Source organism: Sphingomonas ginsenosidivorax, assembly GCF_007995065.1.
GTDB lineage: Bacteria > Pseudomonadota > Alphaproteobacteria > Sphingomonadales > Sphingomonadaceae > Sphingomonas > Sphingomonas ginsenosidivorax.
On record NZ_VOQR01000001.1, the window covers coordinates 773,354 to 798,183 of the forward strand.

General features: G+C 66.9%; 21 protein-coding genes and 2 tRNA genes. 17 read left to right on the forward strand and 6 right to left on the reverse strand.

What is annotated here, in order from left to right:
* Positions 1 to 92: 92 nt before the first annotated feature.
* Positions 93 to 2,351, forward strand: a complete 2,259-nt coding sequence (locus FSB78_RS03415; RefSeq protein ID WP_242007972.1) for a S9 family peptidase — start codon at positions 93 to 95, stop codon at positions 2,349 to 2,351.
* A 241-nt stretch (positions 2,352 to 2,592) separates the two neighbouring features.
* Entirely contained in the window at positions 2,593 to 3,618 is a 1,026-nt protein-coding gene (locus tag FSB78_RS03420) for an aspartate-semialdehyde dehydrogenase (protein WP_147079978.1), read from the forward strand.
* A gap of 173 nt (positions 3,619 to 3,791) precedes the next feature.
* On the opposite strand, the gene FSB78_RS03425 is transcribed toward FSB78_RS03420, so the two are convergent.
* Both FSB78_RS03425 and FSB78_RS19235 read right to left on the reverse strand, forming a co-directional pair.
* Positions 3,792 to 4,010 carry a hypothetical protein gene (locus FSB78_RS03425; protein WP_147079980.1) on the reverse strand — a complete coding sequence of 73 codons (219 nt, stop codon included), beginning with the start codon at positions 4,008 to 4,010 and terminating at the stop codon, positions 3,792 to 3,794.
* A gap of 9 nt (positions 4,011 to 4,019) precedes the next feature.
* Positions 4,020 to 4,172 carry a hypothetical protein gene (locus FSB78_RS19235; protein ID WP_199743108.1) on the reverse strand — a complete coding sequence of 51 codons (153 nt, stop codon included), beginning with the start codon at positions 4,170 to 4,172 and terminating at the stop codon, positions 4,020 to 4,022.
* A gap of 131 nt (positions 4,173 to 4,303) precedes the next feature.
* Between FSB78_RS19235 and FSB78_RS03430 the strand changes: the two genes are divergently transcribed.
* The 7 genes from FSB78_RS03430 to FSB78_RS03460 all read left to right on the forward strand — a co-directional run bounded on the left by FSB78_RS03430 (position 4,304) and on the right by FSB78_RS03460 (position 11,922).
* A tRNA-Leu gene (locus tag FSB78_RS03430) sits at positions 4,304 to 4,388 on the forward strand.
* Positions 4,389 to 4,454: 66 nt separating this feature from the next.
* The gene (tig, locus tag FSB78_RS03435) at positions 4,455 to 6,077 is read left to right on the forward strand and encodes a trigger factor (RefSeq protein WP_147079982.1); all 1,623 of its coding nucleotides are present in this window, start codon (positions 4,455 to 4,457) and stop codon (positions 6,075 to 6,077) included.
* 165 nt (positions 6,078 to 6,242) lie between these two features.
* Positions 6,243 to 7,169, forward strand: a complete 927-nt coding sequence (locus FSB78_RS03440; protein ID WP_147079983.1) for a glycosyltransferase family 2 protein — start codon at positions 6,243 to 6,245, stop codon at positions 7,167 to 7,169.
* Positions 7,170 to 7,389: 220 nt separating this feature from the next.
* Positions 7,390 to 8,079 carry an ATP-dependent Clp endopeptidase proteolytic subunit ClpP gene (clpP, locus tag FSB78_RS03445; RefSeq protein WP_147079985.1) on the forward strand — a complete coding sequence of 230 codons (690 nt, stop codon included), beginning with the start codon at positions 7,390 to 7,392 and terminating at the stop codon, positions 8,077 to 8,079.
* A gap of 136 nt (positions 8,080 to 8,215) precedes the next feature.
* Entirely contained in the window at positions 8,216 to 9,481 is a 1,266-nt protein-coding gene (gene clpX, locus FSB78_RS03450; RefSeq protein ID WP_147079987.1) for an ATP-dependent Clp protease ATP-binding subunit ClpX, read from the forward strand.
* A gap of 219 nt (positions 9,482 to 9,700) precedes the next feature.
* The gene (locus FSB78_RS03455) at positions 9,701 to 10,480 is read left to right on the forward strand and encodes an SDR family oxidoreductase (protein ID WP_147079989.1); all 780 of its coding nucleotides are present in this window, start codon (positions 9,701 to 9,703) and stop codon (positions 10,478 to 10,480) included.
* A 254-nt stretch (positions 10,481 to 10,734) separates the two neighbouring features.
* The gene (locus FSB78_RS03460) at positions 10,735 to 11,922 is read left to right on the forward strand and encodes a calcium:cation antiporter (RefSeq protein WP_242007974.1); all 1,188 of its coding nucleotides are present in this window, start codon (positions 10,735 to 10,737) and stop codon (positions 11,920 to 11,922) included.
* Here the strand turns inward: FSB78_RS03460 and FSB78_RS03465 are convergent, their stop codons facing one another.
* From FSB78_RS03465 to FSB78_RS03475, 3 genes are read right to left on the reverse strand one after another with little or no spacing between them, the layout of a single operon-like run.
* The gene (locus FSB78_RS03465; RefSeq protein WP_147079991.1) at positions 11,923 to 12,318 is read right to left on the reverse strand and encodes a c-type cytochrome; all 396 of its coding nucleotides are present in this window, start codon (positions 12,316 to 12,318) and stop codon (positions 11,923 to 11,925) included.
* Positions 12,315 to 12,590 carry a hypothetical protein gene (locus FSB78_RS03470; protein ID WP_242007976.1) on the reverse strand — a complete coding sequence of 92 codons (276 nt, stop codon included), beginning with the start codon at positions 12,588 to 12,590 and terminating at the stop codon, positions 12,315 to 12,317. The genes FSB78_RS03465 and FSB78_RS03470 overlap by 4 nt, the downstream gene beginning before the upstream one ends.
* Positions 12,560 to 14,275, reverse strand: coding sequence for a M1 family metallopeptidase (locus FSB78_RS03475; protein WP_147079993.1), 1,716 nt, complete (start codon positions 14,273 to 14,275; stop codon positions 12,560 to 12,562). Before FSB78_RS03475 ends, FSB78_RS03470 begins: the two co-directional genes overlap by 31 nt.
* A 133-nt stretch (positions 14,276 to 14,408) precedes the next feature.
* Between FSB78_RS03475 and lon the strand changes: the two genes are divergently transcribed.
* The 7 genes from lon (at position 14,409) to FSB78_RS03510 (ending at position 22,518) form a co-directional block, all read left to right on the forward strand.
* Positions 14,409 to 16,802, forward strand: coding sequence for an endopeptidase La (gene lon, locus FSB78_RS03480; protein ID WP_147079995.1), 2,394 nt, complete (start codon positions 14,409 to 14,411; stop codon positions 16,800 to 16,802).
* 179 nt (positions 16,803 to 16,981) lie between these two features.
* Positions 16,982 to 17,254 carry an HU family DNA-binding protein gene (locus tag FSB78_RS03485; RefSeq protein ID WP_147079997.1) on the forward strand — a complete coding sequence of 91 codons (273 nt, stop codon included), beginning with the start codon at positions 16,982 to 16,984 and terminating at the stop codon, positions 17,252 to 17,254.
* A gap of 65 nt (positions 17,255 to 17,319) precedes the next feature.
* Positions 17,320 to 17,394 (forward strand) — tRNA-Val (locus tag FSB78_RS03490).
* A 240-nt stretch (positions 17,395 to 17,634) separates the two neighbouring features.
* Complete coding sequence (locus FSB78_RS03495; RefSeq protein ID WP_147079999.1) at positions 17,635 to 18,258, forward strand: CerR family C-terminal domain-containing protein; 624 nt, start codon at positions 17,635 to 17,637, stop codon at positions 18,256 to 18,258.
* The gene (locus FSB78_RS03500; RefSeq protein ID WP_147080000.1) at positions 18,255 to 19,439 is read left to right on the forward strand and encodes an HlyD family secretion protein; all 1,185 of its coding nucleotides are present in this window, start codon (positions 18,255 to 18,257) and stop codon (positions 19,437 to 19,439) included. The genes FSB78_RS03495 and FSB78_RS03500 overlap by 4 nt, the downstream gene beginning before the upstream one ends.
* A 2-nt stretch (positions 19,440 to 19,441) precedes the next feature.
* Positions 19,442 to 21,028, forward strand: a complete 1,587-nt coding sequence (locus FSB78_RS03505; protein WP_147080002.1) for a DHA2 family efflux MFS transporter permease subunit — start codon at positions 19,442 to 19,444, stop codon at positions 21,026 to 21,028.
* The gene (locus tag FSB78_RS03510; protein ID WP_242007978.1) at positions 21,028 to 22,518 is read left to right on the forward strand and encodes an efflux transporter outer membrane subunit; all 1,491 of its coding nucleotides are present in this window, start codon (positions 21,028 to 21,030) and stop codon (positions 22,516 to 22,518) included. The genes FSB78_RS03505 and FSB78_RS03510 overlap by 1 nt, the downstream gene beginning before the upstream one ends.
* 89 nt (positions 22,519 to 22,607) lie before the next feature.
* Here the strand turns inward: FSB78_RS03510 and FSB78_RS03515 are convergent, their stop codons facing one another.
* Positions 22,608 to 22,940 carry a DUF6481 family protein gene (locus FSB78_RS03515; protein ID WP_147080006.1) on the reverse strand — a complete coding sequence of 111 codons (333 nt, stop codon included), beginning with the start codon at positions 22,938 to 22,940 and terminating at the stop codon, positions 22,608 to 22,610.
* Between the two features lie 284 nt (positions 22,941 to 23,224).
* Here FSB78_RS03515 and FSB78_RS03520 point away from each other — a divergent pair, with 284 nt between their 5' ends.
* Positions 23,225 to 24,829, forward strand: coding sequence for a hypothetical protein (locus FSB78_RS03520; RefSeq protein WP_147080008.1), 1,605 nt, complete (start codon positions 23,225 to 23,227; stop codon positions 24,827 to 24,829).
* The last annotated feature ends 1 nt before the right edge of the window (position 24,830 follow it).

The following is a 24,830-nucleotide window of genomic DNA, read 5'->3' on the forward strand; positions in this document are numbered from 1 at the left end:
GCAGCCGGCGAGCGTCCGGCATGCCCCACGGAGATTGTAGGATGCGTAGATGGTTGCTTGGACTCGCACTGGCGTCGGTGGGGACCGCTGCAATGGCCGCTGACGATGTGCAGATTGCGCCGGCACCCGTGCAGGCGCCCACCGCAACGCCAGCTCCCGTCCGTCCCGCCGAGGTCGTGCAGCCCGGCGACCTGACGATGGCGCGCGTGTTCGGGAGCCCCGAGCTGTCGGGCCCGCAGCCCCGCGCGCTGAAGCTGTCGCCCGACGGTGCGCTGCTCACCTTCCTGCGCCCGCGCGCCGACGAGAAGGAGCGGCTCGATCTCTGGGCGCGCGACACCGCCACCGGGGCGGAGCGGATGCTGGTCGATTCGAAGCAGGTCGGCAGCGGCGCCGAGCTGACCGAGGCCGAGAAGATGCAGCGCGAGCGCGCGCGCATCGGCGGGTCGAAGGGCATCGTCGCCTATGACTGGGCGCCCGATGGAAAGTCGATCCTCGTCCCGCTCGACGGCGATCTCTACCTTGCCGGGCTCGACGGCGTGGCCAAGCGCCTGACCAACACCCCCGGCGGCGAGCTGAACCCGGTCGTCAGCCCCAAGGGCGGCTTCGTCTCGTTCGTCCGCGACCAGAACCTGTTCGTCCAGCCGCTCGGCACCGGCGGAGCGGGGGGCGATGCCCGCGCGCTGACCAAGGGCGGCGGCGGCACCGTGCATTTCGGCGAGGCGGAATTCGTCGCGCAGGAGGAAATGGATCGCCGCACCGGATATTGGTGGTCGCCTGACGAGCGCTTCGTCGCGGTCGAGCGGTTCGACGAGGCGCCGGTCCGCACCTTCACGCGCGCGTCGATCGGCGCGACCGGCACGAAGGTCTACGAACAGCGCTATCCCGCCGCCGGCACGCCCAACGTGCTGGTCGAGCTGTACGTCATGAAGGCGGACGGGTCGGGCCAGATGAAAGTCGAACTCGGCACCAATCCCGACATCTACCTGGCGCGCGTCGACTGGACGCCGGACGGCTCGCAGCTGCTGGTGCAGCGCCAGAGCCGCGACCAGAAGCTGATGGAAATGCTCCGCGTCGACCCCGCGACGGGCAAGTCGACCGTGCTGTTCACCGAGAAATCGGGTGCCAAGAGCTGGCTCAACCTGTCGGACGCCTACCGCGTGCTCAAGGACGGGAGCCTCATCTGGCGGTCCGAGCGCAGCGGCTACGGTCACCTCTATCGCTTCGCGGCGGGGCGCTGGACGCAGCTGACCAAGGGCAATTGGGTCGTCACCGACCTGGTCGGCGTCGACCAGGCCAAGGGGCGGCTGTTCTTCCTCGGCAACAAGGACGACGTACTCGAGCAGCAGCTCTATGCGGTCGACATCGCCAAGCCCAATGCGATCACCAAGCTGACCGAGAGCGGTTGGTGGAACAGCGCGACGATGGACGACGCCGGCACGCGCTTCATCGTCTCGCGCTCGAACCCGAAGCAGCCGACCCAGGTCTATCTGGCCGGCACCGACGGCAAGCGTCTCGGGTGGATCAACGAGAATGCGGTCATCGAGGGTCACCCCTATTACCCCTATCTCGCGAGCCACCAGGAGACCAAGTTCGGGACGCTCAAGGCCAAGAACGGCATGACGCTCTATTACGAGATGATCACGCCGCCGCTCCAGCAGGGCAAGAAATACCCGGTGTTCTTCGAACATTATGGCGGGCCCGGCACCGGCCAGCAGGTCACGCGCGGCTGGCAGGGCGGGCTGCCGCAATATCTGGTCGATCGCGGCTGGATCTATTTCAAGATCGACAATCGCGGCTCGTACAATCGCGGCAAGGCGTTCGAGGACCAGATCTTTCACGCGATGGGCACGGTCGAAGTCGAGGACCAGCTGTCGGGTGCCGATTACCTGAAGTCGCTGCCGTTCGTCGAACCGACCAAGATCGCGACCTATGGCTGGTCCTATGGCGGCTATATGTCGCTCAAGATGCTCGAGAAGACGCCCGGCGTGTACGCGGCGGCCGTCTCTGGCGCGCCGGTGACCGACTGGCAGCTGTACGACACGCATTATACCGAACGCTATCTGGGCGACCCGCGCGTCGATCCGGTCAGCTATGCGTCGTCCGCGGCGGTCGAGGATGCGAACAGGATCGTCGATCCGCTGCTGCTGATCCACGGCATGGCCGACGACAACGTCTTCCTCGACAACTCGACCAAGGTCGCAGCCCGAATGCAGGCGACCGCGACGCCGTTCGAGATGATGTTCTACCCCGGCTATACGCACCGCGTATCGGGACCGGGGATCAGCGAGCATGTCTGGGGGACGATTTTGAACTTCCTGGATCGCACGGTGAAGGACAAGCCGGTCCAGTAACCTAAGATCCTCCCCCGCCAGGGGGAGGTGGCAGGCGCAGCCTGACGGAGGGGGGGATGGGGTAACCCGCGTTCCGTGTCCGCCCCCTCCGACGCCTTCGGCGCCACCTCCCCCTGGCGGGGGAGGATTGTAGGCTTGCCTGCCACGAAATAAAGTTATCTGGCGGGCGCCGTTCGGGACGTTTAAGGACGCGCCCGACCGTCGCGCACAGGCGCGGCCATCGTCAAATCGGAGACGTGAAGTGGGTTATCGGATCGTGGTCGCGGGCGCGACCGGCAATGTCGGGCGCGAGATGCTCAATATCCTGGCGGAGCGCGAGTTCCCGGCGGACGAGATCGCCTGCGTCGCCTCGTCGCGTAGCCAGGGCGAGATGGTCGACTACGGCGACACCGGCCGTCAGATCAAAGTCCAGAACATCGAGAATTTCGATCCCGCGGGCTGGGACATGGCGCTGTTCGCGATCGGCTCGACCGCGACCGCCGAATATGCGCCCAAGTTCGCCGCGGCGGGCTGCACGGTGATCGACAATTCGTCGCTCTACCGCATGGACCCCGACGTGCCGCTGATCGTGCCCGAGGTGAACGCCGACGCGATCGACGGCTACAAGGCCCGCAATATCATCGCCAACCCCAACTGCTCGACCGCGCAGATGGTCGTCGCGCTGAAGCCGCTGCACGACGCCGCCACGATCAAGCGCGTCGTCGTCGCGACCTATCAGTCGGTGTCGGGCGCGGGCAAGCAGGGCATGGACGAGCTGTTCGAGCAGAGCCGCAACATCTTCGTCGGCGATCCCGCCGAGCCCAAGCTGTTCACCAAGCAGATCGCGTTCAACGTGATCCCGCACATCGACAGCTTCCTCGACGACGGCTCGACCAAGGAAGAGTGGAAGATGGTCGTCGAGACCAAGAAGATCCTCGATCCGAAGATCAAGATCAGCGCGACCTGCGTCCGCGTGCCGGTGTTCGTCGGGCATTCGGAAGCGATCAACATCGAGTTCGAGAACGAGATGTCGGCGGAAGAGGCGCAGAACCTGTTGCGCGAGGCGCCGGGGATCATGCTGATCGATAAGCGCGAGGACGGCGGCTACATCACGCCGATCGAGTGCGTCGGGGAATTCGCGACCTTCATCAGCCGCGTGCGCGAGGATCCGACCGTGGAGAACGGGATCTCGTTGTGGTGCGTCAGCGACAATCTGCGAAAGGGCGCGGCGCTGAACGCGGTGCAGATCGCGGAGCTGCTGGGCCGGCGGCATCTGAAGAAGGACTGAGTCCTCAGACTCCCACCACCCATCCTCCGTCATGCTGAACTTGTTTCAGCATCCAACCTGCCACGAGCGATGACGTTCGGGGAAAGATGGACCCCGAAACAAGTTCAGGGTGACGAAGGAGGGGGGCATGCCGCTTGACGCGTGCCCCCCTCCGCGCTTCGTTACGTCGAACGCTACTGCGCGTCCGAATCCTGGTTCTTCGTCACGCCGCCGGTACCGCCGACGCCATCCGGCATCCCAGTATCGGTGAACGTCTCGGGCTCATCCCCGCCGTCGCCTCGCTCGACCGCGTCGGAGCGCGCCGACACGACCTGTTCGAGGTCGCTGCGCGTATCCTCGTCACGATCCTCAGGCAGGGTTTCGGGGTCGGTCGCCTTGTGCGGATCGGTCATGTCTGTCCTTCAGAACGAGGGCTGGATCGGCGCCGGATCGCTCGGCGCGCCGGGATCGGGCACGACGGTGTCGGGCGCGGGCGGGGTGAACTCGGGCGGTGCCACGCTCGGTTCGGCGGGCGAGCTGGGGGCGGGGGTTTCGGCTGGGGGCTGGGTAGCCATAACGCGTCTCCTTCTGCCCCATGAACGCGCCGCGCGCCGCGGGGTTGCCTGCTCGCTGTGCGCTCCCGTGCCTCCGCGCTTGCCCCCGACCGCATCGTTGGTATAGACGCGCCCGCTACGACGGTGTCCATGCGGGCGTGGCGGAACTGGTAGACGCAGCAGGTTTAGGTCCTGCCATCGCAAGATGTGGGGGTTCGAGTCCCTTCGCCCGCACCAGACCCGTCGCCTCGGCGGGGAACGCCACAGATTTTTCCAGACGCTCTTTTTACGCAAAGGCCTGACATGCAGACTGTCGAGACGTTGAACGAGGGGCTCAAGCGCGCCTACACGCTCACCATCACCGCGAAGGACATCGACGCCAAGGTCGATGTCGAGCTGAAGCGCCTCGCGCCGCAGATGAAGATGCCCGGCTTCCGCCCCGGCAAGGTGCCCGCCAACCTCGTCCGCAAGATGCACGGTCCCGCGCTCGCGCAGGACGCGCTGAACGCCGCCATCCAGGAAGGCGTGCAGAGCCTCGTCGCCGAGAAGCAGCTGCGCCCCGCGATGCAGCCCTCGGTCGAGCTGGTCGACGGCTATGACGTAGGCAAGGACGCGACGGTCAAGGTCGAGATGGAGGTCCTGCCCCAGGTCCCCGCGCCCGCGATCGACGGCCTGAAGCTCGAGCGCCTGACCGTTCCCGTCGCCGACGACGCGGTCACCGAGCAGCTCCAGAAATTCGCCGACCAGCAGAAGAGGTGGGACGACGCACCCGAGGGCCATGAAGCGCAGATGGGCGACCTCGTCACCGTCGACTTCGTCGGCAAGACCAGCGACGGCGTCGCGTTCGACGGCGGCACCGGCACCGACATGGGTGTCGAGCTGGGCGGTGGTCGCCTGATCCCCGGCTTCGAGGACCAGCTCGTCGGCATCAAGACCGGCGAGGAGCGTGTGCTCAACGTGACCTTCCCCGAGGAGTATCAGGAAAAGTCGCTCGCCGGCCAGCCCGCGACCTTCGACATCACCGTCAAGTCGGTGAAGACCGCGGGCGAGAGCGTGATCGACGAGGACCTGGCGAAGAACCTGGGTCTCGAGAGCCTTGAGCAGCTGACCGGTCTCCTCAAGGGGCAGATCGAGCAGGAGCATAACGGGCTCACGCGCACGCACATGAAGCGCAAGCTGCTCGACCAGCTGGCCGAAGGGCACGACTTCGAGGTTCCGCCTTCGATGGTGGAAGCCGAGTTCAACCAGATCTGGTCGCAGCTCCAGCACGAAGCCACGCACGAGGCCGACCCCGAGGCCGCGATGGCCGAGATGGAAGGCGAGCGCGACGATTACCGCAAGATCGCCGAGCGTCGCGTGCGCCTGGGCCTGCTCCTGTCCGAGATCGGCCAGGCGAACGGCGTCGAGGTGTCGAACCAGGAAATGCAGCGCTTGATCGCGCAGGCTGCCCAGCAGTACCCGGCCGAGCAGCGCCAGCAGTTCATGCAGTATGTGCAGTCCGAGCCGATGGCCGCCGCCCAGCTGCGCGCGCCGCTGTACGAGGACAAGGTCGTCGACTTCCTGTTCGAGAAGGCCGAGATTACCGATCGCGAAGCCACGCGTGAGGAGCTGGAAGCAGCCATCGAGAGCGAGGACGGTTTCGCGAGCGGCACGCACGTGCACGACCACGACAACCACAAGCCCAAGAAGAAGGCCGCAGCCAAGAAGAAGGCCGTGACCGAAGAGACGGCCGCCGAGGGCGACGTCGAGGGCGAGGCGGCTCCTGCCAAGAAGCCGGCGAAGAAGAAGGCCGCTGCTCCGGTCGACGCCGAGACCGCGGTGACGGAATCGTCGCCGGTCGCGGCCGAGAACGCCGAGGGCACCGAGGCGGCCGACGCACCGGTGAAGAAGCCGCGCGCGAAGAAGGCGAAGACCGAAGAGGCGTAAGCTTCGACGGTCTTTGACCTACCACTTCCCCGGCGGAGGCCGGGACCCAGTTGGGAAGGCGGATGTGGCGGCGCGATGCGCTCCGTTATAGACCGTCCCCCACTGGGCCCCGGCCTCCGCCGGGGAAGTGCGTTTGGGGACGTCTAATATGTTAAGGGGCAAGGCGTGACCGAACCGACGATCGCAGTCCTGCTGCCCTGCTACAACGAAGAAGCCGCGATCACGCAGACCGTGGCGGGGTTCCGCGCCGCGTTGCCGAACGCGACGATCTACGTCTACGACAACAACAGTTCCGACCGCACGATCGCGGTCGCGCGCGACGCCGGCGCGGTGGTGCGCAGCGAGCGGATCCAGGGCAAGGGTGCGGTGGTCCGCCGGATGTTCGCCGATGTCGATGCCGACATCTACGTCATGGCCGATGGCGACGCGACCTACGACGCGGCGTCTGCCCCCGCGCTCGTCGCCCGCCTGCTCGACGACCAGCTCGACATGATCGTCGGCAGCCGGATCCACGAGGCCGCCGAGGCCTATCGCCGCGGCCATCAGTTCGGCAATGCGCTGCTCACCGGCATGCTCGCGCGGCTGTTCGGGCGGAGTTTCACTGATATCCTCTCGGGTTACCGCGTGTTCTCGAGGCGTTTCGTGAAGAGTTTTCCGTCGCTGTCGGCGGGGTTCGAGATCGAGACCGAGATCAGCGTCCACGCGCTCGAGCTCAAGATGCCGACCGCGGAGATCGAGACCCCGTATTTCGCGCGTCCCGAGGGATCGGTGTCGAAGCTCAGCACCTATTCGGACGGCTGGCGCATCCTCGGCACGATCCTGACCTTGTACCGGATCGAGCGGCCCTTGTGGTTCTTTGGCACGATCGGCGGCGCGTTCGCGCTGCTCGGACTGATCCTCGGCATTCCGCTGGTGCTGACCTATATCGAGATCCACCGAGTGCCGCGGTTCCCGACCGCGATCCTGATCACCGGGCTCGGGATCTTCGCGGCGCTCAACGTCTTCACCGGGCTCATCCTCGACACCGTGGTCCGCGGCCGTCGTGAAGTGCGCCGGCTGGCGTATCTCGCGCACAAGGCGCCAGGCCTCTGACTCCCTCTCCCCTTGTGGGAGAGGGAAGGGGCCCGCGCCGAAGGCGTGGGAAGGGTGAGGGGGAGTTGGGGTACGCACACCCATCCCGACGCCCCCTCACCCTCCCACCGCTACGCGGCGAGCCCCCCCCTCTCCCACAAGGGGAGAGGGGTAAGACTACTTGAACTCCCTGACGCGAGCGCCGATGTTGGCGGCTCACTGGGGCATAAGAGAGATTTCCATGCACAATCCGTTCGAGACCGGCGACTTCGCGGCTCCCTTGGCCAGCGCCGGGCTCGGCCTGCAGCAGACCAGCGCAGGCCTGGTTCCCATCGTCATCGAACAGTCGAACCGCGGCGAGCGCTCGTTCGACATCTTCTCGCGCCTGCTGCGCGAGCGCATCATCTTCGTCACCGGCGGCGTCGAGGACGGCATGGCCTCGCTGATCACCGCGCAGCTGCTGTTCCTCGAATCCGAGAACCCGAAGAAGGACATCTTCCTCTACATCAACTCGCCGGGCGGCGTGGTGACCGCCGGCATGGCGATCCACGACACGATGCAGTACATCCGGCCGCGCGTCGGCACGGTCTGCATCGGCCAGGCCGCGTCGATGGGCAGCTTCCTGCTCGCGAGTGGCGAGAAGGGAATGCGCGTCGCGCTGACCAACGCGCGGATCATGATCCACCAGCCATCGGGCGGAGCACAGGGCATGGCGACCGACATCGAGATCCAGGCGAAGGAAATCCTGCGCATCCGCGCGCGCCTGAACGAGCTGTACGCGAAATATACCGGCCAGCCGATCGAGGCGATCGAGTTCGCCATGGACCGCGACAAGTTCATGTCGGCGGACGAGGCCAAGGCGTTCGGCCTGCTCGACGAGGTGTTCGAAAAGCGTCCGGCGGTTGCCGACGACGCGACCCCGCCGGCCTGAGACGAGCCCCGCACGCGACGTGCGGAGCGATAGGCCATTAGATTAGGGCTATTATGCCATTGTCGGATGGAACACGGCCGGGCTACCATGCCCGGCCCACATATGTGCAGGTGGACCTGCACCGAGGAAGGTTTTGATGACGAAGCTGAGCGGTGGCGACTCGAAGAGCACCCTCTATTGCTCGTTCTGCGGCAAGTCGCAGCACGAAGTACGCAAGCTGATCGCGGGTCCCACCGTCTTCATCTGCGACGAGTGCGTGGAGCTGTGCAACGACATCATCCGCGAGGAGACCAAGTCGGCGCTCGTGTCCAAGAAGGATGGCGGCGTGCCGACCCCGCAGGAGATCTGCGACGTCCTCGACGATTACGTCATCGGCCAGAAGCGCGCCAAGCGCGTTCTGTCGGTCGCGGTCCACAACCATTACAAGCGCCTCAACCACGGCGCCAAGGGTGCGGACGTCGAGCTGTCGAAGTCGAACATCCTGCTGATGGGCCCCACGGGCTGCGGCAAGACGCTGCTCGCCCAAACCCTTGCTAGAATCCTCGACGTGCCGTTCACGATGGCCGACGCAACGACGCTGACCGAAGCCGGTTATGTCGGCGAGGATGTCGAGAACATCATCCTCAAGCTGCTCCAGGCGTCCGACTATAACGTCGAGCGCGCACAGCGCGGCATTGTCTACATCGACGAGATCGACAAGATTTCGCGCAAGGCCGAAAATCCCTCGATCACGCGCGACGTGAGCGGTGAGGGCGTGCAGCAGGCGCTGCTCAAGCTGATGGAGGGCACCACCGCATCGGTGCCGCCGCAGGGCGGCCGGAAGCATCCGCAGCAGGAATTCCTGCAGGTGGATACGACCAACATCCTGTTCATCTGCGGTGGCGCGTTCAGCGGCATCGAGAAGATCATTGGCGACCGCCTGCAGGGCAAGTCGATCGGCTTCGGCGCCTATGTCGCCGGGCCGGACGAGCGCAAGACCGGCGAGACGCTCAAGTCAGTCGAGCCCGAGGATCTGCTCAAGTTCGGGCTCATCCCCGAATTCGTCGGCCGCCTGCCGGTGATCGCGACGCTCGAGGATCTCGACATCCCCGCTTTGGTCAAGATCCTCAGCGAGCCCAAGAACGCGCTGGTCAAGCAGTACCAGAAGCTGTTCGAGATGGAGTCGGTCGAGCTCGACTTCACCGACGACGCGCTGGTCACGGTTGCCAAGAAGGCGATCGAGCGCAAGACCGGCGCGCGCGGGCTTCGCTCGATCCTCGAGAGCATCCTGCTCGACACGATGTTCGACCTGCCCGGGATGGACGGCGTCGACGAGGTGATGATCGACAAGGACGTGATCGAGGGCCGCAAGGAACCGATCCGCGTCTACACCAAGAAGGAAAAGACCGGCGACGCCGCCTAATCCTTTTCCCGCGAGCTGAACGAAGCGGGCGTCGAGCGATCGGCGCCCGTTTTGCGTTCGGCCCGAGCAAGGACGTCGGGCATTGCCGCCGACGGCTCGATGAAATAGCCTCCCCAAAGTTTCGGGAGTCGTTCGACATGATCCAGGGTCACCGCTGAAGCGGCAAAGACCAGAGCCGGCGGAACACGCCGCCAGTCCGACTCCTAATTCGAGACCATCATGCAAAGACTGAAGAACAAGACGTGCGTCGTGACCGGCGCGGCGCTCGGCATCGGCCGCGCCATCGCGGCCCGGTTCCATGACGAGGGCGCGATCGTCATCGCCACCGACATCGACGCAGCAACGGGCGCAGCAACCGCGGCCGAGATCGGATGCCGGTTCGAACCGCTCGACGTCCGCGAGGAGGCCGACTGGGCGCGGCTCGCCGGCATCGTTCCGACGGCCGACGTGGTCGTCAACAACGCCGGCGTGACCGGGTTCGAGGCCGGCATGGTTCCCCATGACCCGGAGCATGCGAGTCTGGAGGACTGGCGTGCGGTCCACCGGGTCAATCTCGACGGGACGTTCCTCGGCTGCCGCTACGCGATCGGCGCGATGAAGGCGGCTGGGGCGGGGTCGATCATCAACATATCGTCCCGATCGGGTCTGGTCGGCATTCCCGGCGCCGCGGCCTATGCGGCCTCCAAGGCGGCGATCCGCAACCACAGCAAGACGGTCGCGCTCTACTGCGCGCAACAGGGCTGGCGGATCCGGTGCAACTCGGTCCATCCGGCTGCCATCCTCACGCCGATGTGGGAGCCGATGCTGGGCGACGGTCCCGACCGCCACGCGCGGATGCAGGCGCTGGTAGCGGACACGCCGCTCAAGCGGTTCGGCATGCCCGAAGAAGTCGCGGCGATCGCGGTCCTGCTGGCCTCGGACGAAGCGACCTACGTCACCGGCAGCGAAGTGAACATCGACGGCGGACTGCTGGCCGGCTCGGCCGCGTCGCCGGGGTGATCGCATCCGGGGCAAGGCATCGCGAACGGGCCGCCGTCCGACGGGAACGCGGCGGAGAGTCTGGGATGTCGAGGGTCGGCGCGCGCCACCGTGCGGGCGAGCGCGAGTAGGGGCTGATCGTCAGTCTCCGCATCACGCCGCCAGGGTGGTAATCAGGACAGCGGCGGTCTCGGGGTGACTTTTGGGACCTTCCGGCCCGTCGCCTCCCGGCATGGAGGTCGCCCGCCGCCGGCATGTCGCGGCAGGGAATGCTTTTGCAGGGACCCATCGCGGCGCTCGCGCATTCGTTGTGCACTCGCAACGAAGGAGCCCGACCTATCGTCACCGCCACACTACCCGCCGCCGCCCCCGACACCGCCAAGACCATGCCCGACCGCGAGGCGTTGCCGCCCTGGACGCTGGTCGCACCCGCGCTCGGGCTGCTCGCGGTGCTGTTCGGCCTCGCCAAGATGGGCATGCCCGGCACGATCGCCGCGTCTGTCGTCCTGATCGGCAGCGTGCTGGCGGCGGTGCATCATGCCGAGGTGGTCGCGCACAAGGTCGGCGAGCCGTTCGGCACACTCGTCCTCGCGATCGCGGTGACGGTGATCGAGGTCTCGCTGATCGTCTCCCTCATGCTCTCCAACGCCGGCGACGCGGCGACGCTCGCGCGCGACACGGTGTTCGCGGCGATCATGATCATCGTGAACTTCATCGTCGGGCTGTGCCTGCTCGCGGGTGCGCTGAGGCATCACGAGCAGCGCTTCACGTTGAAGGGCGCGAGTGCCGCGCTCGGCGTGCTCGCGGCGATGGTGGTGCTGTCGCTGGTGCTGCCCAACTACACCTCGTCGACGCCGGGGCCGACCTATTCCTCGTCGCAGCTGGTGTTCGTCGCGATCGTGTCGCTGATCCTCTACGGCACGTTCGTGCTGGTGCAGACGGTGCGTCACCGCGACTATTTCCTGCCCGCGACCGAGGGCAAGGATGACCATGCCGCGCCGCCCTCCACCCGCGCGACCTATATCGCGTTCGGCGTGTTGCTCGTCGCGCTGGTTGCGGTGGTGCTGCTCGCCAAGACGCTGTCGCCGACGATCGAGGCGGTGGTGACGGCCGCCGGCCTGCCACAGGCCGTGGTCGGGGTGGTGATCGCGGCGCTGGTGCTCGCGCCGGAAAGCCTGGCGGCCTACAAGGCGGCCCGGCGCGACCGGCTGCAGACCAGTCTCAACCTCGCGCTGGGCTCGGCGCTGGCGACGATCGGGCTGACCATCCCCAGCGTGGCGATCGTGTCGCTGGTGCTCGACCTGCCGATATCGCTCGGGATCGATCCGAAGGGACTGGTGCTGCTGGTGCTGTCGCTGTTCGTCGCGACGCTGTCGCTGGGGACGGGGCGGACGACCGTGCTGCAGGGCGCGGTCCACCTGGTGATCTTCGCGGCCTATCTGTTCACGACCGTGATGCCGTGATCAGGGACCGTTGGCGGCGAGATAGGCAATGACGTCGGCGCGGTCCTTCGGGTCCTGCAGCCCGACGAAGTTCATCGCGGTGCCCGGCACCATGCGGCGCGGATTGGCCAGCCACGTGTCGAGGCGCTTGGTGTCCCAGACACCGCCCGCAGCCTGCAACGCCGCGGTATAGGCGAAGCGTGGTCGGCGCTCCGCCACGGGCGCGCCGACGACGCCGTACAGGTTCGGGCCGTCGGTGTCCGACCCGCTGCTGGTGATGGTGTGGCAGGCGGCACAGCGACGGAACACGATCGCGCCTGCCGCTGCGTCGCCGCCCGTGGTCTGGCGCGGCGCAGGCGAATGCGGGTCGCACCCGGCAAGCAGCAACGCCCACCAGGGCAGGCGTCGCAAGCTCACCGCCGCTGCCGTGCGGCCAGCGCGAGCCCGGCCGCGATCTGCACCAGCGCATAGAGCCGTCGCCGCCCGGGGCGATCGACGAACGGGCGGACCGCGATCTCGGCGCCGAGCGCGCGCTCCTTCCACAGGTCGACATGGCGGCGCGGCTGGACGAGGCCGACGAGCCCGTCGCCGACCATGAAGATCGCCGCCATCTCGACGACGCGCGGCAGCAACGGCGCGGGGGGCGAGATATCGCCGATCAGGGTGTCGGGCGTTCGCGGGCGGTCCATGCCTGGGTTTCCTCGATGGCGACGCTGCGTCGCAGGATCTTCGCGTCGGGGTCGATCACGATATGCGCGCCTGCCGGGACCGGCAGGCTGCCCTTGCCGCCGATCATCGGCACGACGTGCGTCTTCCCCGCGACCTGTACGTCGACCGGCATCGGGAAGTTCCCGCCGCCGGGCACCGTCCAGCTGAGCGACAGCGTGCCGCCCACGCGGCGCTCGACCAGTTCGGGGAGGGCGGCCTGGCGCAGATAGACGTCGAAGAACCAGCCATAGTCCTTCCCCGTCACCTTCCGGACGAAGCCTTCATATTCCTTGGCCGATCCGAACCGCGGCTTGAAATTGCCCGGCTTGGGATCGGGCCGGCCATACACAGCCAGCCGGGTCACGTCGAAGAACGCCGCGTCGCCGATCAGCCCGCGCAGCGTGTGCAGCATCCACGACCCCTTGTAGTAGATGTCGAGCCCCGCGCCGCCCTTGTCCGCCTCGTACACCTCCTCCTCGGTGGCGACGCGCTGCTGCGTGATCGGCTTGCGGTTGGTGATCAGCGCGCGCTGCGTCTGCATCATCGCGGCGTAGCGCGCGCGGCCCTCACGCCACTCGCCATAGAGCGGCTGCATGTAGGTGCCATAGCCCTCGTGCAGCCAGTAATCGTCCCAGTTCGCCGCGGTCAGCTGGTTGCCGAACCATTCATGCGCGAACTCGTGCTGGAACAGCCAGTCGAACCCCTCGGGCGCCTTGGCGTACTCGTTGCCATAGGCGTTGATCGTCTGGTGCTCCATTCCCTTGTGCGGGGTCTCGACAACGCCGACCTTCTCGTCGCCGAACGGGTAGGGGCCGATCATGGTCTCGAAGAAGTCGAGCGTCGGCGCGAACTCCGCGAAGAGCTTGTCCGCCTGCGGCTTCTCGCCCCGCAGATACCAATAGGCCATCGGGATGCTGTTGCCGAACCGGCTCTTGTACGACCCCGAGACCTCCTCGTACGGCCCGACGTTGAGCGCGATCGCATAGGTGTTCGGAGTCTTGACCCGCCAGTTCCAGCGCGTGCGGCCGTCCGCCAGCGTGTCGACGCCGAGCAGCACGCCGTTCGACGGCGCCTTCAGCCCCTTGGGCACGGTGATGTGCAGCGTGACGATCCCGGGCTCGCCGGTCGGGAAATCGAGGCATGGCCAGAACAGGTCGCAGCCATAGCCCTCGGCCGTCGTCGCGAACCAGGTCCGGCCATCGGGCGTCTTCGACCAGACCATGCCGTCGTCCCACGGCGCACGCACCGCGACGTGCGGCGTGCCGCCATAGGTGATCCTGACGGTCACGCGCCCGCCCGCCGCGATCGGCCTAGGCAGGGTGATGGTCAGCCGACCCTCGGGATTGGTCCAGGCGGAGGCGGGCAGGGGAACGCCGTCGATCGCGATCGCCGAGACGGGCAGGTTGCGGTCCAGATCGATCGGCAGCCGCGCGATCGGGGCCTTCGCCCTGAACACCAGCGTGGCAATGCCGTTGAGGCTCTGCGTCTCGGGCAACACCTCGAACGCCAGATCCGCGCTTTCGAAGCCCAGTGCGGTCTGTTCGGGGGTGAGCACGCCGCCCGATCGCTGCGTCTGCGTGGTGATCGCGGGCTCGCCCTTCTTGGGAAGCGGCGCGGCGGCGATGAGGGCCAGCGTGCTGGCGGCGAGGAAAAGGCGTATCGTCATCGCGGTGTCATCGCGCCCGGCCGTGCGCGGCACAAGCCCGTTCGATCCATTGGCCCCGGGCGATTGATGGATGCTTCATCCTCACCATATAAGACTCAATGAGTCGCCCTGCACGGGCACCAACGGAGCGTTCATGACCCAGTATCCCGTCCTTCCCCTGCGTGACATTGTCGTCTTCCCGCACATGATCGTGCCGCTGTTCGTCGGTCGCGACAAATCGGTCGCGGCGCTCGAAGCGGCAATGGCGGCGGACAAGGAGATCTACCTCGTCGCGCAGCTCGATCCCGCCGAGGACGATCCCAGCCGCGACGACCTGTATTCGATGGGCGTGACCGCGACCGTGCTGCAGCTGCTGAAGCTGCCAGACGGGACCGTGCGCGTGCTGGTCGAGGGCAAGGGCCGCGCGACGCTGGAAACGCTGGACGAGAGCGGCGAGTATCTGACCGCGACGATTCTCCCGGTCGAGGACGACGCGGTGACGGGCCCCGAGGTCGAGGCGCTGATGCGCTCGGTGATCGACCAGTTCGAGAACTACGCCAAGCTCAACCGCAAGATGCCGTCCGAGGCCGCGGTCCAGCTGTCGGAGATCACCGAGGCGGGCAAGCTGTCCGACGCGGTGATCGCCAACATCCAGATCAAGGTCGCCGACAAGCAGGCGCTGCTGATGCAGAGCGATCCGGCCAAGCGCCTCGAAATGGCGATGGTCGCGATGGAGGGCGAGCTCGGCGTCCTGCAGGTCGAGAAGAAGATCAAGAGCCGCGTCAAGCGCCAGATGGAGAAGACGCAGCGCGAATATTACCTCAACGAGCAGTTGAAGGCGATCCAGCGCGAACTCGGCAACGAGGGTGACGAGGGCGAGGGCGACGAGATCGCCGAGCTGACGCAGAAGATCGCGACGCTCAAGATGAGCAAGGAAGCGCGCTCCAAGGCGACCGGCGAGCTCAAGAAGCTGAAGACGATGGCGCCGATGAGCGCCGAGGCGACCGTCGTGCGCAACTATCTCGACGTGCTGCTGGGGCTCCCCTGGGGCAAGAAGTCGAAGATCAAGAAAGACATCTCCGCCGCGCAGGCGGTCCTCGACGAGGATCATTACGCGCTGGAGAAGGTCAAGGACCGGATCGTCGAGTATCTCGCGGTGCAGGCGCGTACCAACAAGCTGAAGGGGCCGATCCTGTGCCTCGTCGGCCCTCCCGGCGTCGGCAAGACCAGCCTCGGCAAGTCGATCGCCAAGGCGACCGGGCGCGAGTTCATCCGCCAGTCGCTGGGCGGCGTGCGCGACGAGGCCGAGATCCGTGGCCACCGCCGCACCTATATCGGTTCGCTGCCGGGCAAGATCGTGACCAACCTGAAAAAGGCCGGCACGTCGAATCCGCTGTTCCTGCTCGACGAGATCGACAAGCTCGGCCAGGATTTCCGCGGCGATCCGGCATCGGCGCTGCTGGAAGTGCTCGACCCTGAGCAGAACGGCAAGTTCCAGGATCATTATCTGGAGGTCGACATCGACCTGTCGGACGTGATGTTCGTGTGCACCGCGAACACGCTCAACCTGCCGCAGGCGCTGCTCGATCGCATGGAGATCATCCGTCTGGAAGGCTATACCGAGGACGAGAAGGTCGAGATCGCCGAGCGTCACCTGATCGAGAAGCAGATCGAGGCGCACGGGCTCAAGCCTGGCGAGTTCGTGCTGACGACCGAAGGCCTGCGCACGCTGATCCAGCAATATACGAGGGAAGCGGGCGTCCGCACGCTCGAGCGCGAGATCGCCAAACTGTGCCGCAAGGTGCTGCGCCAGATCCTCGAGAACAAGACCACCGGCGTCACGATCACGCCCGAGAATGTCGGCGAATATGCCGGCGTGCAGAAGTATCGCCATGGCCTGTCGGAAACCGAGCACCAGATCGGCGCGGTCACCGGGCTCGCCTGGACCGAGGTCGGCGGCGAGCTGCTGACGATCGAGAGCGTCACCGTGTCGGGCAAGGGGGCTGCCAAGCTCACCGGCACGCTCGGCGACGTGATGAAGGAGTCGATCGAGACCGCGTTCAGCTACGTCAAGGCCCGCGCGCCGAGCTACGGGATCAAGCCGTCGCTGTTCAACCGCAAGGACATCCACATCCATCTGCCCGAGGGCGCAACGCCCAAGGACGGCCCGTCCGCGGGTGTCGGCATCGTAACCTCGATCGTCTCGACGATGACCGGCGTGCCGGTGCGGCGCGAGGTCGCGATGACCGGTGAAGTGACGCTTCGGGGTCGTGTGCTGCCGATCGGTGGGTTGAAGGAAAAGCTGCTGGCGGCCCTGCGCGGCGGGATCGAGACCGTGTTGATCCCGGCGGAGAACGAGAAAGACCTCGCCGAGATTCCGGCGAACATCAAGGCGGGGCTGAAGATCGTCCCCGTCAGCCATGTCGACGAGGTCCTGCGGCTGGCGCTGACCGAGCCGCTGACCGCGATCGAATGGACCGATGCCGACGAGCTGGCCGCGTTGCCGCCGGCACCGATCGCACCGGTGGGCGCGACGGTTCATCACTGATCGGCTCGCGCGATTGCGTCCCGTCGTTCCGGCTCGGGCCGGGACGTCGGGCGCGGCGTGCCATTAGCCGCAAATTCCTCGGTTTCGTTTGACAGCGGGGCAGGTCGTTGCGTTAGTGGCCCCCTATCCTGGCCGTGAGTCCATCGTGGCCGGATCGATACTTTTTCCGGGGGATTTTGATGAACAAGCAGGAGCTGATCGCAACGGTCGCGGATCATTCGGGCCTGGCCAAGGGCGATGCGATCAAGGCTGTCGAGGCGGTGTTCGACGCGATTTCGGCGACGCTGAAAAAGGGCGACGAAGTGCGTCTGGTCGGGTTCGGGACGTTTTCGATCTCGAAGCGCAAGGCGTCGACCGGCCGCAACCCCCGCACCGGCGAGCCGATGACGATCAAGGCGTCGACCCAGCCCAAGTTCAAGGCCGGCAAGGGCCTCAAGGACGCGGTCAACTAAGCCGACCGATCGATAGGGCTGGACAGGCGGGCGGCGTCCGCCTAAAGGCCCGCTTCCCGGTTTCGGGGCGCGTAGCTCAGCGGTAGAGCACACCCTTCACACGGGTGGGGTCACAGGTTCAATCCCTGTCGCGCCCACCATATTCAAGGCCCTCGGTTCGCAGGAACCGGGGGCCTTTATGGTTTAGGCATTCAGGGGAATCCCGACACGCGTTCCCCGTCATCCTGACGAAAGTCAGGACCCGGAGCCCCAAGCGCAACGCCCGTAACCCTGGGTCCTGACTTTCGTCAGGATGACGGAACGTCAAGACGTACAGCCACCACGACACATGACGCACTTGTCATTATGCTCGTTCGTTCGATCGAACTAATGCGCCGCGCATGGCCCATGCCCGCCTTCTGGACATTGCGATTCGCGAATTCGGCGCCAAGGGGCTGGACGGTGCGAGCACGCGCAGCATCGCCGCCGCGGCGCAGACCGCGATGTCGTCGATCACCTACCATTACGGCGGCAAGGAGGGGCTTTACCTCGCGGCCGCCGATCGCATCGCCGCGCTGATGGCCGAGACGATGACCGAAGCGCGGATCTTCGAGGAAACGGGCGCTGCCGCCGATCCGGACGAGGCGCGCCGCGGCATTCACCGGATCCTCGGTCAGCTGACCGACAAGATGGCGAGCGACGCCGGCGGCGAGTGGACGCTGTTCGTGATGCGCGAGCAGATGAAGCCCAGCGCGGCGTTCGATCGCATCTATGGCGGCGTGATGGGCCAGATGGTCCGTACGCTCGCCGCGCTCGTCCAGCTGGCGACCGGGCAACCGGTGCGAGCGGCGCAGGTCGCGACGATCACGCTGATCGGCCAGGTCCTCGCGCTGCGCGCCAGCCGCGCGACCTGCCTGCGGCTGCTCGACCGCGACACGCTCGACGCCGACGACATCGCGCAGATCAAGGCGCGGATCGACGCCAACATAGACGCCATTCTCGATTCGATGCGGGGACCAGCATGACCGACGACACCAAGCCCGATCACGAAGCAGAGACAGACGCGCAAAAGGCAGACGCGGCAGAGACCAAGTCCCAAGACGCGCCAGAAGACCAGTCGGACGACAAGTCCGATGACCAGTCGGATGGGGTGGAGGCGGACAAGCCGTCGGTGTTCAAGAAGCCGCTGTTCTGGATCATCCTGATCGTCGTGGTCGCGGCCGCGGTGATCGGCGGCACGCTCTACTGGCTCCATGCTAGGCAGTATGAGTCGACCGACGATGCGTTCGTCGACACGCATATCGTCCGGCTCGCGCCACAGGTCGCGGGTACGCTGATCCAGGTCGCGGACATCGACAACCGCCATGTCGAGGCGGGTCGACTGCTCGCGGTGATCAAGGCGTCGGGTCGCGACGCGCAGGTCGCCGAGGCGCAGGCGAACGAGCAACAGTCGCGCGCGCAGCTGGCGCAGGCGCAGGCGCAGGTCACCGCCGCGCTCGCGTCGCAAGCACAGGCCGCCGCCCAGGCCCGCGTCCCGCTCGCTGCCGCGATCAAGGCGCGCCAGGACCTCGCGCGCTACGAGGCGCTGCTGCGGCTCGACCCCAACGCGGTCGCCGGGCAGCAGCTCGACCAGGCGCGCAGCACCGCGCGGCAGACCGCCGCCGATGCCGCCGCCGCGCGCGAGCAGGTCGATACCGCCGCCGCGCAGGTCGGCGTCGCCCGCCGCCAGGTCGGTGCCGCCCGCTCGGTGATCGACGCCCGCCGCGCACAGGTCGCGCAGGCCAATGTCGCGATCAGCGACCTGCGCCTGACCGCGCCCGTGTCGGGCCAGGTCGTCAATCGCCAGGTCAATGTCGGATCGTACGTCGCGCCCGGCACGCAGCTGATGGCGATCGTGCCCGATAAGATGTGGGTCACGGCCAATTTCAAGGAAACCCAGCTGACGCTGATGAAGATCGGCCAGCCCGTCGAGATCCATGTCGACGCCTATCCGGACGTCGAATTCCGCGGCCATGTCGATTCGGTCCAGCGCGGTGCCGGCCAGGCGTTCGCGCTGCTGCCGCCGCAGAACGCGACCGGCAACTATGTGAAGGTCGTCCAGCGCGTTCCGGTGCGGATCGTGTTCGACGCGAAGAACGGCCCCGATCCGCGCCGCTATCCGATCGGCCCCGGCATGTCGGTCGTTCCCACCGTCAAGGTCCGCTGAGCATGGCCGCGCCCGCATGGAGCCCGTCGCGGTCCGCCGCGGGCAAGTACAGCCCGTGGCTGATCGTCGCGATCATCTCGATCCCGACCTTCATGGAGGTGCTCGACACCTCGATCGCCAACGTCGCGCTCGACCATATCTCGGGCGGGCTGTCGATCACCACCGACCAGGCGACCTGGGTGCTGACCAGCTACCTCGTCGCCAATGCGATCGTCATCCCGATCTCGGGCTGGCTCAGCGACGCGATCGGGCGGAAGCGGTATTTCCTGCTGTCGATCGCGCTGTTCACGCTGGCGTCGTTGCTGTGCGGCCTCGCGCCGAACATCGGCACGCTGGTCGTCGCGCGCGTGTTGCAGGGGATCGGCGGCGGCGGGCTCGCGCCGGTCGAACAGTCGATCCTCGCCGACACTTTCCCGCCCAGGCAGCGCGGCATGGCGTTCGCGGCCTTCGCGATCGTCGTCGTCGTCGGTCCCGTGCTCGGGCCGACGCTCGGCGGCTACATCGTCGAATATTCGAGCTGGCACTGGGTGTTCCTGATCAACGTGCCGGTCGGTATCCTCGCCTGGTTCCTGGTCGAGACGTTCGTCGACGAACCCGAGCAGGTGAAGAAGGACCGCGACGAACGGTTCAAGGACGGGCTGCACATCGACTATATCGGTGTCGCCCTGGTTGCGCTGGGGCTCGGCTTCCTCGAACTCACCTTCGATCGCGGCGAGCGCGAGGACTGGTTTGCGAGCGGCTTCATCGTCATGTCGGCGATCATCGCCGCGGTCTCGCTGGTCAGCCTCGTCATCTGGGAGCTCAACCACAAGGATCCGGTGATCGATCTGAAGCTGCTGAAGAACCGCAACTTCGCGCTGACGATCGGGGTGATGGGCGTCACCGGCATGATCCTGTTCGGGACGACCCAGCTGATCCCGCAGATGCTGCAGCAGGTGCTCGGCTACAGTTCGCTCGACGCCGGGCTGGCGCTGACCGCCGGCGGTCTGGCGACGCTCGTCATGGTGCCGTTCGCAGGGCGGTTGAGCGGGCTGATCGACGTACGGCTGCTGCTGTTCCCGGCGCTGCTGGTCCAGGCGTTCGCGCTATGGAACATGAGCCATCTGACCGCCGACATCGCGTTTTCCGACGCGGCCTTCGCGCGGCTGTTCCAGGCGGCGGCGTTGCCGTTCCTGTTCGTGCCGATCAACGCGATCGCCTATGTCGGACTCAAGCAGACGCAGACCTCGCAGGCGTCGAGCCTGCTCAACGTCTCGCGCAATCTCGGCGGCACGATCGGCATCTGTTTCGCGCAGACGCAGCTCGCAGGGGGGCTGCAACGGCACCAGTCGGAACTGACGCAGACGCTCAACCCGCTCGATCCCAGTTACAACGACTGGATGGCGAAGGCCGGGCAGGCGTTCGGCGGGCAGGGCGATCCGACCACCACGCCGCTCGCCGTGCTGTACAGCCAGATGCAGCGTCAGGCGACGATGCTCGCCTTCCTCGACGTCTTCCGCGCGATGATGGTCGTCGTCCTCGTCGTCGCCCCGCTCGTGCTGTTCATGCGCTCGGGCAAGACCGGCAGCGCGCCCCCAGGAGCCCATTGATGCGTCGTCTTCTCTCCGTTTTGCTGGCGTCCAGCCTGCTCGCCGGCTGCACCGTCGGCCCGAACTACGTCGCGCCGAACCTGCCCGTACCGCCCGCGTTCGTCGGGCCGCAGGGTGTGTCCGGGGCCGCCGTCGACCCCGCGCGCTGGTGGTCGGCGTTCGGCGATCCGCAGCTCGACGCGCTGGTCGACCGTGCGCTGAAGGGCAACCCCGACATCGCGATCGCCGCGTCGCGCGTACGCCAGGCGCGCATGCAGGAAATCGTCGCGCGCTCCGCCGGCCTGCCGAGCGTCAACGCCGCCGCCAATGCCAGCCATGTCGAATTCAGCAAGAATGCCGGTTTCGCCTCGCTCGCGCGCGCGTTCGGCGGTGGGGGCGACTCTGCTGGCGGGTCGCAGGGCATCGCGCTGCCGGGCAGCGGGATCACCACCTTCTCCGCCGGGTTCGACGCCAGCTGGGAGCTCGACCTGTTCGGCGGCGTCCGCCGCAGCACCGAAGGCGCACGCGCGCGGACCGATGCCGCGGTCTGGTCGAAGCGCGACGCCGCGGTGACGCTCGCGGCCGAGGTCGCACAGGCCTATTTCGCGCTGCGGCTCGACCAGATGCAGATCGCGACGATCGAACAGGAACTCGTCCGCCAGCGCCGCGCGCTGCAGATCGCCGGGAACGTCGCCAAGGTCGGGCTCGTCCCGCCGATTGACGTCACCCGCCAGCGCGGCTCGATCACCACGACCGAAGCACGCGCCGAGCCGATCCGCGCGGACGTCGCGGTGCGGATGCATGCGCTCACGATCCTGCTGGGCGAGCCGCCGGCGACGCTGATGACCGAACTCGCCGCGTCGTCGACCGCCGCGCTGGCGGTGCCGAGCATCCCCGCCGGGCTGCCGTCGGACCTGCTGCGCCGGCGTCCCGACATCCGCGCGGCGGAGCGCGATCTCGCGGCGTCGACCGCCGATATCGGCGTCGCGGTCGCTGATCTCTATCCGCGCTTCACGCTGACCGGCATGGCGCAGCTGATCTCGACCACGCTCGGCACGCTGTTCCAGGGCGACAGCCTGCAGCTGACCGGCAGCGGGGCGGCGCAGTTCCCGCTGCTCGACTGGGGGCGGCGCAAGTCCACCGTGAAGATCCGCGAGGAAGACCGTGAGCAGGCATATCAGCGCTACCGCGCGACGGTGCTGCAGGCGCTGCGCGACGTCGAGGATCCGCTGATCCAGATCGACGCCGAACGCCGCCGCAATGCCGCGCTGCAGCGTGCCGTCGTCGATGCGGAAAGCAGCGCGAAGTCGACCGAGTCGCAATACCGGACCGGCTTCATTGCGCAGGACGCGCTGCTGAATGCGGAGACGCAAGTGCTGTCGGCGCGCGAGCAACTGGTGGCGAGCGATGCGCAACTGCGACAGCTGACCGCGGCGCTGTTCAAGGCGCTCGGCGGTGGCTGGGAAGCGGGGGAGGGGGCGGCAGTGCCGGCCTCTACGTCGTCATCCTGACGAAAGTCAGGATCCAGGGTCGCGAACGCGGGCGCCCGTAACCCTGGATCCCGGGTCGAGCCCGGGATGACGATGGGGGAAGCGCGCTCTTACTTCTTCTTGTTCTTCCGCGCGGCGTAGCGCGCATCGCGTGCGGCCTTCTTTTCCGCTTCGGTCATCACCGACACCTGCGCGGCGGCGAGCGCCTTCGCCTTGGCAGCCTCGGCCTCGGCCTTCTTGGCAGCCTTGGCGTCCGCCTCGGCCTGCCGCTTGGCGGCGCGCTTCTCGCGCTCGGCCAGTTCCTTCGCTTCGCGCGCGGCGAGGCGTTCGGCGACCGTCGCTTCGTCGATCGGCGGCTTGGCGCGCAACGCTTCGAGCGCCTTCGCCTTGGCCTGCGCGGCGCTGTTGGTACGGTCCTGGAAACTGGGGTCTTTGAAAGCCATTGTCGTCGATTAGTCCCGTGATGAAAGTCTTGTGAATAGCGCCAGTGCCGGAAGGCGGACGCGTTTGCGCACCGCCCTAAAGCATCGCATCGAAGATCGGAAGCGGCGCGTATAGCCCGGATCGCCGCTGCGGTCCACCGTCACGGAACCGTAACGTCGGCGTCACCCGACCGTCACGAAAACCACATTCAAGCGTCACGAACCGCGCCTAACCGCCGAGATGCGATCGGCAGGGGGGAGCCTGAGTCGATCCATCCAATCAACGAATCGACCCGGGAGTTCCTATGACCAGCTTCAAGCGCCTCAGCCTCGTTCTGCTGACCGGCACCGCAGCACTCGCACTCTCCGGTTGCGACGGTGCGGACAGCGTCGCATCGCCGGGCGAGGGCGTCATCGTCGTTCCCGGCACGCCGACCCCGAGCCCGACCCCCACGCCGACCCCGACCCCGACGCCGGCCGCCGGCACCCCCGCGACGTCGTGCCCGAGCGGCACCACCGATGTCGGCATCCTCGGCAACTATCGTTCGTGCCGCCTGCCCGCCGTCATCTCGACCGCGCTGTCGCTGCCGAAGGTCGCGGGCGTCGCCTATGAGATCAACGGCCGCGTCGATGTCGGCGTCGACATCGGTGGTGCCGGCACGGCACCCGGCGGCATCGCCACGCAGCTGACGATCGCGGCCGGCTCGCTGGTCTATGCCAACACGACGAACGCCGACAACGACTTCCTGGTCGTCAACCGTGGCTCGAAGCTGTTCGCCGAGGGCACCGAGACCCAGCCGATCATCTTCACCGCGCAGGCCAACCTGACCGGCGGCGTGACCGACGAATCGCAGGGCCTGTGGGGCGGCGTGATCCTCGCCGGCCGCGCGCCGGTGTCGAACTGCAACGCGACCGTCGCCGGCGGCTCGGCGACCTGCGAGAACGTCGTCGAGGGCACCAGCACGGCGCTGTACGGCGGTGCGACGCCGACCGACAGCAGCGGCACGATCCGCTACGTCCAGATCCGTTATTCGGGCACCGTCATCAGCCCGAACAACGAGTTGCAGGGCCTGACGCTCGGCGGCACGGGGTCGGGCACCACGATCGATCACGTCCAGATCCACAACAGCTCGGACGACGGCATCGAGATCTTCGGCGGCCGTACCAACCTGCGCTATCTGGCGCTGACCGGGTCTGACGATGACGGCCTGGATACCGATGTCGGCTGGCAGGGTTTCGTGCAGTTCGTGCTCGCGATTCAGAAGCCGACCAACACGCAGACCGACAACTACTCGACCGAGATCGACTCGAACGGGTCGGAAGACGCACTGCCGCGCCAAGCCTACAACCTCGCCAACTTCACCTTCATCCAGACCTCGACCGCGACCAACGCGGCGATCCGTCTGCGCGGCGGTGCGGATGCGACGTTCGTCAACGGCATCGTCAGCAGCGCATCGGGCGCCTGCCTCAACGTGATCGCCGGTGCCGACGCCGGCGGCAAGACGACGATCCGTCCGGCCAATGCGGCGCTCGAGGACAAGGGGCCTCCGGTGTTCAACTCGGTCGTGTTCAGCTGCCCCTCGGCCTATGCCGAGACTGCGGTCAACGGCATCACGGTGACGACCGCCGAGCAGCAGGCGCTGTTCCGCGCCGGCACCAACAACACCGAAAGCGCCGCGGTCGGTTCGGCCGTCACGGGCACCTTCCTGCCCGCCGGCGTGTCGACCACGACGACGGCGTTCAACGCGGCCACGCTCAATCCGGCGGGCACGTCGTTCCTGGTGAATACCTCGTATGTCGGCGCGGTCAACGGCACGACCGACACTTGGTATCGCGGTTGGACGTGCAACTCGAACCGCGCGAACTTCGGCACGACCAGCACCGCCTGCACCGCACTGCCGACCACCTGAC